Raw genomic sequence first — 11,285 nt, 5'->3', positions numbered from 1 at the left:
ATAGAATACATAAAGTAGGTGGATATTCTAAAGAAAGTAAAGGAATCGACCGACTCGCTAAAGCGTTCGAACAAGACGTGTATGAGGAACTAAAAACACCAGCCCATAACATAGCCTTTGCTAAAATGGCGGCTAACGTTACTTTCGAAACTTTTCTACATTTAACTAAGTTTTATGCTTGACGACAGTTAAGTGCTTTCTATTCGCCATCTTCGCAAAGCCCTAACCGTTAGTGGCAAGGTAGATTCAAGATTTCAGATGGAATTTGATACTATAGAATATCTAAAGCATGGTAATACAAAACAGCGACAGGTTTATCAGTTGTTGACCAAACACGGTATAATGTCATCGCTGTCGGTCTTTGAACCGATACTTGTTGGTACCATACCCATAAATATTGATACTGATTGTAGCGACATTGACATTATTTGTTACACCTCCGACCTAAAGCAATTCTCTGAAACACTCAGGAAACTCTTTCAGGGAAAAGACAGCTTCAGGTTGTCAGAATACCAGGGGAAAGACACAAATGCAGTCGTTGGCAGCTTCAAAGTAGAAAGTTTTGAAATCGAAGTTTTTGGACAGGATACCCCTACCCGCCAGCAGCTTGCCTATAGGCACATGCTAATTGAGCATAGATTGCTAAAACAAAATGGGGAAGGCTTTCGTCAGCAAATAATAGCATTGAAACGAAAAGGCTTTAAGACAGAACCAGCTTTTGCACTGCTACTTGACTTAAAAGGTGATCCATATGCCGAACTGCTAAATTATGAGACTGACATTGCTAATAAAAGACCAAAGCGCTAACAAGGTTTTGCTGCAATGCTGACGGCAGAACAAGTTTTGAACGTCAGTAATTCTATTATACATTAGTGCAAACGTGAGGCTGAAGTACAATAAATGCCAGCACAGACAGCAACACCTGTAACGTTAACGGTCATTCTCCCTATTAGAAATTCCAATTAATTTCCAGAACTAACGTATGGGGATGAACAAAAAGAGGCGAAAATACAAAAGACAAGTGCGTTGAAAATCAATAACTTAATTATCATTAGTCAGAATTGTAAAAAAACATGCAAACTTCCAAGCAGACCATGCTTCTTGCGACCAGTATTTCCGGAGTTGTCTTAGGAACGGGCATATTTGTGGAACAATTCTTCCCTGACCTAACCTTTGTAAGTGGTAGTTTAGTAATTGCTAACCGAATTTTGGGTTATCTAGCATTTATCGTTTTTGTGTTAAGCATCATGTTACTTTTAAGGCTTAACAAGACAATTAGATTTTGTTCAGCGTTGATTTTATCTTGCTTTTTCTTTATTAATTCTTGCGGTGAAATATATCCAATTGATACGATAGAGAAACCCTTTGATGCTTCCATATTGCAGACGTACGGAAATGGGAATAAATTGATTGTGCGGGAATTTGAAAACGCCAAAACGACTAATGTATTAAGGGACACCATATTAGTTAATGACGTGTTTATCTTTAGAAGAATATTGGAACATAAAACAACGACCCGCTAACATCACCTTTGCAAAAATGGCGTCCGCCGTTATTCTCGTAATTTATTACATTTAACTAAGCTTTGTGCAGGGTGACAATGAAGTGCTTTCTATCCGCCATCTTCGCAAAGCCTTAACCGTTAGGCAACATTCTCCCTATTAGAAATTCCAATTAATTTCCTGAGCTAACGTGGAAGCGTACATTCAATCGGCCTCTAGGAAGACCGGTTTTTAAAATGGTATCTCTGTTAGTCTTGTGCTGACAAGTCCTAGGACCTGAAGGGTTAAAAAAATTCCCTACAGCTAAGCATTTCTCCTCCTGGCTCAGCCTGGCTCCCAACAATAAGATAAGTGGCGGTAAAACGCTCTCCAATCATATCCCCAAAGGAAGCAACCGCTTGAAAATAGCTTTACGAAATGCCGCTAATGCAGTTGGAAATCTTAAAGAATCAGACCTGGAAGATTCTTCAAACGGATAGCTTTCAAAAAAGGAAGGCAAGCAGCAATTACGGCTACCGCAAGAAAGATTGCAGTTATACTCTATCATATGATCACCAAAGGAGAAGCTTACAAACCAAAGAACGCCTATGTTTTTCTTGACGAAAGGCGGAAGCACCTGGCAGCAATCCGAAAGAAAATTGCTAAACTTGGAATAGATCCCAATGAACTTGGTATATTTTCCCAGGAAAGATACCGGCAAAAGTGGGAAGAAAAACAGCTTAATAATCAAATGATTAATTAACGTTAGTCAGAATTATAAAAAAAATTCGACCAAGGACAAAATCTCTGATTCAACAAATAAGTGGAGCCCTTCAAAACTAAGTTCAATCCCGTAGTCCCCTTTGGAAGACTATTACTCTCATTATTTTTTGCTTTTTTGACATGCCTATGCATTTTTACGTTTATTAGAGATTTACACTCGATTGACTTGAGACTTGGTTTAATTCTTTTTTTAAGTTTGCCATTTGGTGCATTATTTTATATGTATTTTATCGTTTTATTAAAAACCACAAAATCATATATAATTACACCTGATGGAATCGAGGTAATTAATCTGCTGACATTTCAAAAGACTGCGATATCAAAAAAAGAAATTTTAGGATTCAGTACTTCTGAAATTCCTTACAAAATAGGGAACTTCAAAGAAATATTGATTTACTTGAAAAATGGAGATAAAATCGACTTAATGCAATTCGCATACTTTAACTTTAAAAAAATCGAACCTGCTTTAATTGACAAACGATATGACTTCTTGGGCTATGAGCCGTACATCTGGAAGTGGGTTAATAGCAGAGTTTATAAGTTTGACAAATAGAAAAACTACCACTAACAGCAGGTTTAATTTATGCCCGGGCGACGTGGTTCTTGTTCTGTTCTGCTTTTTAAATACTTTAGTGCTGGGTAACAGTTGACTGCAATTTAATCGGGCACAACTTAAACCCATAAACGTTATAGGTAATTGCATAGAATGACCACCAGACTAATACGACCCGAGGAGCGAAATTTAATCTGTCATCTTTTGAAGCTGGCAGACTATTCAGCTGACCTACCTGAGTCAAGTCTTGTAACCGACCTAGACGATGGAGGCATGGGAAGCTTAGAAATTTTCGCTGAAAGGCAAAGACTATTTGGTCGAGAACTCATTGTGATGAAATACATTGATATCGATAACGTTGACGTTTGGATTTCAATCAATTTAGACGACCAAGATGACTTGTTTGAATTGGACGTCTGGAAGGTAAATTTCGAGCGGCTTTTGAAATTTCCGACTCCAGAAGAACTACTACCGGAATAAAAAGCAACTATCCATAACATCGGGTTTGAGTTATGCCCGGGCGACGTGCTTCTCGAAGTTTTCTGCTTTTTAATTACATTAGTGCAGCTCGACACGGAAGTGCTTTCAATAGGGCACAATATAAACACTCAACGTTAGGCTTCTAAAATCTTGAACGCCTCCCCGTCATATCCTACCCGTGCCATCGCCTGACTCTTGGCATGATAGAACAAGCAGAGCCAGTTTTGTTCAGCGGCCTGCTTACCAAATACCTCCCGCAACTCCATCGAACGGGCGCCGTCAAAATCATATTTAGCTTTAAAACGACGTAGCAGTTGCTCAGGTTCCGGCAAAACATCTCCACCAAAAAACACCTTCTCGCCACCGTCTTCCAACAAAAACACCTGGTGATATTCACAATGACCGCCGGTCACTTCGTAGCTGATCTGCTCATTCAGCTTGCCATTACCTTCGATGAAGTGGATGCTGCCGCTACGCTGAACAATATCAAATATTTCTGTCCTGTAGGATTTGGAAGGGTGGCTGTAAGCCGCTTCCCACTCCCCCCTGTTTATCACATACTCCGCATTGGGGAAAGAAAGCTGGTAGTTGCCGTCCCGCTCATAAATCATCCCTCCGGAATGGTCGTAATGCAAGTGCGACATTAACACGAGATTGACATCTTCGGGCGCATAACCCGCTTTTCTGATATTGTCATGAATGACGAGCTCTCCGGATTCCTTTTTAAAACCAAGCCCGGCATCGATCACGATAAGATTGTTGGCCGTCTCTACCAAAAAGGGCTGCACATACACAAACAACGAAGCTGGCCGATCTTTCGGGTTATGAATTGATGGATCAAAAGGCAGAAATTTTTTCGAACTATCAACAGAATAAGAACCTTCGTACAGAGGAAATACTTTCACGCAAAAAATCTATTATTGATAATGAATTGCTTACAAACACCCGGGCTTCAAATAATATATTAAGTATTATATTTACCCGTTAAAGCAAACAAAGATATGCAAAAAAGGTGGGTAGAGCAGGGAGTAACAGACCGAAAGGCAGTAGAAGAGCTAAAGCATCAATTGAACATTGATGAAGTTTTAGCTACTGTACTTGTTAACAGGGGAGTTACAACCTTTGAAGAAGCAAGAAGCTTCTTTCGTCCCGACCTTGGCCACCTTCATGATCCGTTCCTGATGAAGGACATGGAAATTGCTATATCAAGGATCGAACAAGCGATCAGCAACGACGAAAAGGTGCTGATCTATGGCGATTATGACGTAGATGGAACTACCGCCGTTTCTTTGGTCTACAGCTTTTTCAAAAAACATCATAGCAAGATCGACTACTATATTCCCGACCGATACAAAGAGGGTTACGGAATCTCTATCCAGGGAATTGATCACGCAGCAGAACAAGGCTTCAGCCTTATTATCGCGCTGGATTGCGGGATCAAGTCGGTAGATAAAATTGATTATGCCAATACAATTGGCGTTGACTTTGTGATCTGCGACCACCATCTTCCCGGAAGTATCCTTCCCGACGCTGTTGCTGTTCTTGACCCAAAACGACCTGACTGCACCTATCCTTACAAGGAGCTGTCCGGCTGTGGAATCGGATTCAAGTTGGTGCAGGCTTACGCACAAAAAAACGACATACCGTTTGATACGGTCGCCTGCTATCTGGATCTGGTGGCTGTAAGTATCGCTTCGGACATTGTACCCATTACCGGCGAAAACCGGGTGCTTGCCTGGTACGGTCTCAAGCGCCTGAATGAATCTCCATGTAACGGTCTTGCCGCACTTATCGAGATTGCAGGAAAAAAAGAATACACCATATCGGATGTGGTTTTCACCATCGGGCCGCGAATTAACGCAGCGGGCAGAATTGATGACGCCAAACATTCAGTGAGTTTGCTGATTGCTGATGATCATGAAACTGCCCGGCTAAAAAGCGAACTGATCAACTTAAAAAATACGGAAAGAAAAGAGCACGACTCTTCGATTACCGAACAAGCACTGGCGATGATCGAGGCCGACCCGGAGCTGATTAACAAGAAAACCACCGTAGTGTACAACGAAGGCTGGCATAAGGGAGTTATCGGCATTGTTGCATCCCGCCTGACGGAAAAATATTACCGCCCTACTATTGTACTTACTCAGTCGAACGGACATGTGGCCGGATCTGCTCGTTCTGTGATGGGCTTTGATCTATACGAAGCGCTAAGCTCGTGCAGCGATCTATTGGAGCAATTTGGTGGACATAAATACGCGGCAGGATTAACGCTAAAACCAGAAAACATACCCGCACTGCAGGAGCGGTTCGAGGATGTGGTGTCAAGAACGATCCCTGATGAGCTGTTAATTCAGGAAATTTCAATCGACTCCGTGTTACGGCTGGAAAACATCAATGGCAAATTTTTCCGGATCCTCAACCAGTTTGCTCCCTTCGGTCCGCAAAATCTGGCGCCCGTATTTTTAAGTAAGAATGTTCGAGTGGTTGGCAATGCTACTATTGTAGGGAACAACCACCTGAAGATGTGTGTACGCCAGGAAAACTCGGCTGTGTTTGAGTGCATAGGATTTGGTTTGGGACAATACTTGCAACTGATAAACAAAGGCTTCCCATTTGATATTTGTTATACGATCGAAGAGAATGTCTGGAAAGAGAAACGCTCTATCCAATTATATGTTAAAGGAATCAGAAGCGTTATAGGACAATAGCCTCATGATACTAAAAGCAGAAAATCTCATCAAAAAATATAAGCAACGCACCGTTGTTAATAACGTTTCCTTCCACGTTGAACAGGGAGAGATTGTAGGATTACTTGGCCCTAACGGCGCTGGTAAAACCACCTCCTTTTATATGATCGTGGGATTGATAAAACCGAATGAAGGCCATGTTTTTCTTGAAAGCGAAGATATCACCAGTGATCCGATGTACCGAAGAGCTCAGAAAGGCATCGGGTATCTGGCACAGGAAGCTTCTGTTTTTAGAAAGCTATCTGTAGAGGATAATATTCGGGCGGTTTTGGAAATGAGCAAGATGACCAAGGCCGAGCAAAAAGACAAACTGGAGGAGTTATTGACCGAGTTTAGCTTACACCGGGTGCGGAAAAACCGCGGCGATCTTTTATCCGGAGGAGAAAGAAGACGTACGGAGATCGCCCGCTGCCTGGCCGCCAATCCTAATTTCATCTTGCTGGACGAGCCTTTTGCCGGTGTTGACCCTATCGCTGTGGAAGAGATCCAGACCATTGTGGCGAAGCTAAAACACAGAAATATTGGGATTTTGATTACCGACCACAATGTCCAGGAAACGCTCTCGATCACAGACCGTGCTTACCTGCTGACGGAAGGAAAAATCATGTTGACTGGAACACCAGCGGAGATCGCAGATAATGAGATGGCGCGTAAATTCTATCTGGGTCAGAACTTCGAATTACGTAAAAAGAAAACTACCGATACCAACCCTATATGACGATTGTAAACTCCATTTTCACCTGGTTCATGAAGAAGCGTATGCATCAGATTGAGCTTTTCATCAAGTATCCGCATGATGTCCAGGATGAGCTGTTCCGGAACCTGCTTTCGGGAGCGAGAAATACCGAGTGGGGCAAAAAATACGACTATAATTCTATCCACAATCAGCAACAGTTTAAAGAGCGGGTGCCCATCCAAACCTACGAGAGCCTGGCCCCCTATATCGAACGTATGCTGAAAGGTGAACAGCAGATTTTATGGGGAACAGAGATAAAATGGTTTGCCAAATCATCAGGCACAACTAACGACCGCAGTAAGTTTATACCGGTAAGCCCTGAGTCGCTTGAGGAATGCCATTTCAAAGGCGGCAAAGACATGCTTTCCATCTATTGTAACAACCGCCCAAATGCACAGATTTTTAACGGGAAATCGCTTGCTTTAGGTGGCAGTCACCAGGTAAATCAGGTAGCAGGGGATATTTACTTCGGAGACCTCTCTGCCGTGCTTATCAAGAACCTTCCTTTCTGGGCTGAGTTCTATCGCACTCCGGACATGTCTATCACCCTGATGGACAATTACGAAGAGAAGATTGAGAGAATGGCTATGGCCACTAAGGATGTGAACGTGACGAATATTTCGGGCGTACCCACCTGGACAGTGGTACTTGCTAAAAGATTGATGGAGGTGACTGGCAAAAGTCATTTATTAGAAATTTGGCCGAACCTGGAACTTTACATCCATGGAGCGGTAAAGTTTACGCCCTATCGGGAACAGTTTAAAAAGCTAATCCCCTCCTCGGATATGTACTACCTGGAGACTTATAATGCATCTGAAGGTTTTTTTGGGATTCAAGATCAGTCGAACTCAGAAGAAATGCTACTCATGCTCGATTATGGGATCTTCTACGAATTTTTACCAATGGAAAATTTTGAAGATGAGAACCCTAAAACGCTCGGACTGCATGAGGTAGAATTGAATAAAAACTATGCGCTAATCATTTCTACTAACGGTGGTCTTTGGCGATACATGATTGGAGATACAATTAAGTTTACATCCTTATCACCGTACCGTATTCAAATCACCGGTCGGACTAAACATTTCATTAATGCCTTCGGCGAGGAACTGATCGTGGATAATGCGGAAAGAGCACTTACTAAGGCCTGCAGCGAGACCGGTGCTATTATTCGTGATTATACGGCCTGTCCTATTTATTTCCAGGAGAATGAGGCCGGTGGACACGAATGGATCATTGAATTTGAACAACACCCCGACAACATCGAGAAGTTTGTTGACATTATGGATAACACGCTGAGGGAGGTAAACTCGGATTATGACGCAAAACGCTTTAAAGACATGGCCCTTCGCAGGCCGCTGGTTCACGTAGCCAAGGAAGGCACCTTCTATAATTGGCTTAAAAACCGCGGAAAACTGGGTGGTCAACACAAAGTACCACGTCTGGCAAACGAGCGTAAATACGTTGACGAGATCCTAACTATGAACTAGCGCTTAAGACAACGAAAGTACCATACTGATTAGTTCTGCAATACACAAAAAGGGCGCTGTTGAGATACAACAGCGCCCTTTTATATTTTCAAGCTTATAGCCGTCTACAAGTGCTTTTCCCCTTCCGGGTGGCCCAGTTGCTTAGGAAACAACAAGGAGGCAACGACGCTGATAGTAAGAATGAGCAGGATTACTATCAACGAGTGCATGGTGGTAAAGCCGAAGGCGTGCAGCCAATCATGCGCCAGCATCTTCAGACCAATGAAGACCAAAAGAAAGGCTAATCCCACCTTTAAGTAATGGAATTTATGGATGATGTTTACCAGCAGGAAGAACATCGACCGTAGACCAAGAATGGCAAAAATATTAGAGAAGAAAACAATGTAGGGATCCTTGGTAACAGCAAAGATAGCTGGGATGGAATCGACAGCGAAAATTAGGTCTGTGAACTCTACAATCAGTAATACAATGAATAAAGGAGTGACCATTTTCTTACCATCGCGTTTTATGAAAAACTTATTGCCCACAAACTCGGGGTGGATAGAAAAATAGCGGGAGGCAAACTTCACCACTTTATGGTTCTGTGGGTCAATTTTCTCTTCGGTATTTCTGTTGATAAACATCATTACACCGGTGTACACCAGGAAGGCCCCAAATAGGTACAGGATCCAGCCAAATTCCGCAATAAGTGCAGCTCCAACGAAGATAAAGATGAAGCGCATTACAACCGCTCCGATAATCCCCCAAAATAGCACGCGGTGATAGTACTTTTCTTCTACACCAAAGGCGCTAAATACAAGAACCATCACAAATATGTTGTCTACCGACAGAGCATACTCCACTAAATAACCGGTAATGAATTCAAGAGCGAGGTTTTGACGATAGATATGAAGGCTTGTCAGAAAATCACCGGGAATAAGTTTTATATTATGAAGGTGTTCCCGTGTAATTGCCTCCAACTGAGCGTATGTCTCGATGCCATGAAGCTGATGACCTTCTCGGGTTAGAAGGAAATAAAAGCCAATTGCAAAAGACACCCAAACAATACTCATGATGGCCGCTTCCTTCAAACTTACTGCATGATCTTTCTTATTGAATACTCCAAGATCAATTGCCAACATGGCGACTACGAAGAGCAAAAAGCCTCCAAAAAACAAAACTTCATTTGACATATTACTTCTTTCTTTCTGTGGTAAAACGAACTAACTGCTCAAGACCAGTACGGGCCTCGTTATCAGGAAAGCTTTTTAAGATTTCAAAAGCTTCGTCCTGGAATCTGTGCATCTGCATCTCCGCGTAGGCCAGCCCCCCGCTGTTGCGAACAAAATGAATAACCTCGGCTACTTTCTGAGCATCTTCATTATGGTTTTTAACAAGGGTGATGATCCGATGTTTCTCAGCTCTGGTGGCTTTACTCAACGCGTAGATTAGTGGCAACGTAATTTTCTTTTCCTTGATATCAATACCGAGCGGCTTTCCTACATCGTCGGTGCCGAAGTCGAAAAGGTCATCCTTAATCTGGAACGCCATCCCAACCTTCTCACCAAATAATCGCATTTGCTCCACCTGCTTTTCATCAGAGCCGGTTGAAGCAGCGCCGCATGCGCAGCAGGAAGCAATAAGAGACGCTGTTTTTTGACGGATAACCTCAAAATACACACCCTCATCTATATCCAACTTACGCGCTTTTTCCATTTGCAGCAACTCTCCCTCGCTCATATTCTGAACTGCGGTATTTACAATCTTGAGCATCCCGAAATCGTTATGCTGCAATGACAAGTCCATTCCTTTAGCTAAAAGGAAATCGCCTACCAACACAGCTATCTTATTCTTCCAGAGAGCATTGACCGAGAAGAAACCACGGCGCTCGTAAGAATTGTCTACGACATCATCGTGCACAAGTGTTGCGGTATGAAGCAGCTCGACTAACGCGGCTCCACGATGGGTAGCTTCCCTAATTCCGCCACATAAACTTGCTGAGAAGAAGACAAACATTGGCCTGATCTGCTTTCCCTTGCGCTTAACGATATAGTGCGTAATTCTATCTAACAAGGGAACAGAACTTTTCATAGAAGATTTGAACTTATCTTCAAATATATCCAGTTCCCTTTCTATCGGTCTTTTAATCTCGTCGAGCCTTGACATTCAGCTTTAATACATGCTTTGCTGCTGTTGGTTTGCAGGAAGCAAATTTTTGCTGCAAACATAGTGGAAAAAAAGTATATGTACGGATTGAATAACGGCTAAAATACAGATGGGAGAAGGAGGTCTCCAGCAAAGCCTGTGGCTGTACAACAAAAAAGAGCGCCAGGCTGGCACCTGCACGCTCTTAAGTATGATGAGTTTAGAAAAGGGGCTTTTTAGTCAAGCTCGGCATAGATTGGCTTTTTCAGGCCGTTATCATATGGTTTCAAGCTTTTCTTTAAAAGTTTACGGGCTACGTGAATGCGGGTTTTAACTGTTCCAATTGGAATTGCCAGGTGGTCCGCAATCTCGTGATATTTGAATCCTTCGAAGTACATACTGAAAGGAACATAATACTCTTCAGGAAGTTTGCTTAAAGCTAATTTTATATCGTCCATGATGAATTTTGATTCACCTTGGTTTTTAGTAGAACTGAACACTAGGTTCGCAGAAGAGATTTCGTCAGACTTAGTCACAAACGAACTGATCTTTACAAAGCGACGGTAGTTGTTTATGAATGTGTTTTTCATAATTGTATACAACCAACCTTTTAAATTAGTACCTTCTTTAAATTTATTGTAATAAGTGATCGCTTTAAGTAATGTATCTTGAACCAAATCGTTAGCATCATCGGCATCGTGAGTAAAATGTAGGGCATACATTCTAAGTGAACTTGCTTGACGCATAACCATTGTGTTGAATTCTATTTTAGTCATGTTGTTAAGGTTTTTTGGATGATCGTTACAATTTTGTTACTATTTACAAGTCGTATGTTTTATCCTTAAACAAACTTGCTCTAACTATTGCAACAACTGTGCTAAACCTTGCCAACCC

At 42.1% G+C, this 11,285-nt stretch carries 13 protein-coding genes and 1 pseudogene; 10 read left to right on the top strand and 4 right to left on the bottom strand.

Going from position 1 to position 11,285, the window contains the following annotated elements; all coding sequences use genetic code 11:
• From J4N23_RS19445 to J4N23_RS19415, 7 genes and pseudogenes are all read left to right on the top strand, one after another.
• On the top strand, positions 1-182 hold a 182-nt coding region (locus J4N23_RS19445; RefSeq protein ID WP_207429509.1), incomplete at its 5' end, for a hypothetical protein.
• Between the two features lie 76 nt (positions 183-258).
• Positions 259-807, top strand: coding sequence for a DUF4269 domain-containing protein (locus tag J4N23_RS19440; protein ID WP_207429508.1), 549 nt, complete (start codon positions 259-261; stop codon positions 805-807).
• A 266-nt stretch (positions 808-1,073) separates the two neighbouring features.
• A complete protein-coding gene (locus J4N23_RS19435) occupies positions 1,074-1,523 on the top strand; it encodes a hypothetical protein (RefSeq protein ID WP_207429507.1) in 450 nt (149 codons plus the stop codon).
• A 275-nt stretch (positions 1,524-1,798) separates the two neighbouring features.
• Positions 1,799-1,981 (top strand): annotated as a pseudogene (locus J4N23_RS21325) (transposase); the annotation flags it as partial.
• 68 nt (positions 1,982-2,049) lie between these two features.
• On the top strand, positions 2,050-2,244 hold the full coding sequence (locus J4N23_RS19425; protein WP_207429506.1) for a hypothetical protein: 195 nt from the start codon (positions 2,050-2,052) through the stop codon (positions 2,242-2,244).
• 186 nt (positions 2,245-2,430) lie between these two features.
• On the top strand, positions 2,431-2,817 hold the full coding sequence (locus tag J4N23_RS19420; protein WP_207429505.1) for a hypothetical protein: 387 nt from the start codon (positions 2,431-2,433) through the stop codon (positions 2,815-2,817).
• A gap of 153 nt (positions 2,818-2,970) precedes the next feature.
• Complete coding sequence (locus J4N23_RS19415; RefSeq protein ID WP_207429504.1) at positions 2,971-3,297, top strand: hypothetical protein; 327 nt, start codon at positions 2,971-2,973, stop codon at positions 3,295-3,297.
• A gap of 134 nt (positions 3,298-3,431) precedes the next feature.
• On the opposite strand, the gene J4N23_RS19410 is transcribed toward J4N23_RS19415, so the two are convergent.
• Positions 3,432-4,202 carry an MBL fold metallo-hydrolase gene (locus J4N23_RS19410; RefSeq protein ID WP_207429503.1) on the bottom strand — a complete coding sequence of 257 codons (771 nt, stop codon included), beginning with the start codon at positions 4,200-4,202 and terminating at the stop codon, positions 3,432-3,434.
• A 96-nt stretch (positions 4,203-4,298) separates the two neighbouring features.
• Here J4N23_RS19410 and recJ point away from each other — a divergent pair, with 96 nt between their 5' ends.
• From recJ to J4N23_RS19395, 3 genes are read left to right on the top strand one after another with little or no spacing between them, the layout of a single operon-like run.
• On the top strand, positions 4,299-6,005 hold the full coding sequence (recJ, locus tag J4N23_RS19405; protein WP_207429502.1) for a single-stranded-DNA-specific exonuclease RecJ: 1,707 nt from the start codon (positions 4,299-4,301) through the stop codon (positions 6,003-6,005).
• Between the two features lie 4 nt (positions 6,006-6,009).
• Positions 6,010-6,762 (top strand): LPS export ABC transporter ATP-binding protein, encoded by a 753-nt coding sequence (gene lptB / locus J4N23_RS19400; protein WP_207429501.1) that lies wholly within the window; start codon positions 6,010-6,012, stop codon positions 6,760-6,762.
• Complete coding sequence (locus J4N23_RS19395; protein WP_207429500.1) at positions 6,759-8,267, top strand: GH3 auxin-responsive promoter family protein; 1,509 nt, start codon at positions 6,759-6,761, stop codon at positions 8,265-8,267. Before lptB ends, J4N23_RS19395 begins: the two co-directional genes overlap by 4 nt.
• A 104-nt stretch (positions 8,268-8,371) precedes the next feature.
• Here the strand turns inward: J4N23_RS19395 and J4N23_RS19390 are convergent, their stop codons facing one another.
• The 3 genes from J4N23_RS19390 to J4N23_RS19380 form a co-directional block, all read right to left on the bottom strand.
• Entirely contained in the window at positions 8,372-9,439 is a 1,068-nt protein-coding gene (locus J4N23_RS19390; RefSeq protein WP_207429499.1) for a TerC family protein, read from the bottom strand.
• 1 nt (position 9,440) lies between these two features.
• On the bottom strand, positions 9,441-10,412 hold the full coding sequence (locus J4N23_RS19385) for a polyprenyl synthetase family protein (RefSeq protein ID WP_207429498.1): 972 nt from the start codon (positions 10,410-10,412) through the stop codon (positions 9,441-9,443).
• A 215-nt stretch (positions 10,413-10,627) separates the two neighbouring features.
• On the bottom strand, positions 10,628-11,167 hold the full coding sequence (locus J4N23_RS19380) for a sigma-70 family RNA polymerase sigma factor (RefSeq protein ID WP_207429497.1): 540 nt from the start codon (positions 11,165-11,167) through the stop codon (positions 10,628-10,630).
• Positions 11,168-11,285 lie beyond the last annotated feature (118 nt).

Origin of the sequence: Pedobacter sp. SYSU D00535 (genome assembly GCF_017355855.1) — a bacterium.
GTDB lineage: Bacteria > Bacteroidota > Bacteroidia > Sphingobacteriales > Sphingobacteriaceae > Desertivirga.
The sequence above is the reverse complement of the archived record's forward strand: the minus strand, read 5'-3'. Positions and strand labels throughout refer to the sequence as shown.

Excerpts from the sequence above, each read along its gene's own strand:
- J4N23_RS19415 (WP_207429504.1), top strand. The coding sequence starts at position 2,971 with ATGACCACCAGACTAATACGACCCGAGGAGCGAAATTTAATCTGTCAT.
- J4N23_RS19390 (WP_207429499.1), bottom strand. The coding sequence starts at position 9,439 with ATGTCAAATGAAGTTTTGTTTTTTGGAGGCTTTTTGCTCTTCGTAGTC.
- recJ (WP_207429502.1), top strand. The coding sequence starts at position 4,299 with ATGCAAAAAAGGTGGGTAGAGCAGGGAGTAACAGACCGAAAGGCAGTA.
- J4N23_RS19380 (WP_207429497.1), bottom strand. The coding sequence starts at position 11,167 with ATGACTAAAATAGAATTCAACACAATGGTTATGCGTCAAGCAAGTTCA.
- J4N23_RS19435 (WP_207429507.1), top strand. The coding sequence starts at position 1,074 with ATGCAAACTTCCAAGCAGACCATGCTTCTTGCGACCAGTATTTCCGGA.
- J4N23_RS19440 (WP_207429508.1), top strand. The coding sequence starts at position 259 with ATGGAATTTGATACTATAGAATATCTAAAGCATGGTAATACAAAACAG.
- J4N23_RS19425 (WP_207429506.1), top strand. The coding sequence starts at position 2,050 with ATGATCACCAAAGGAGAAGCTTACAAACCAAAGAACGCCTATGTTTTT.
- lptB (WP_207429501.1), top strand. The coding sequence starts at position 6,010 with ATGATACTAAAAGCAGAAAATCTCATCAAAAAATATAAGCAACGCACC.
- J4N23_RS19385 (WP_207429498.1), bottom strand. The coding sequence starts at position 10,412 with ATGTCAAGGCTCGACGAGATTAAAAGACCGATAGAAAGGGAACTGGAT.
- J4N23_RS19395 (WP_207429500.1), top strand. The coding sequence starts at position 6,759 with ATGACGATTGTAAACTCCATTTTCACCTGGTTCATGAAGAAGCGTATG.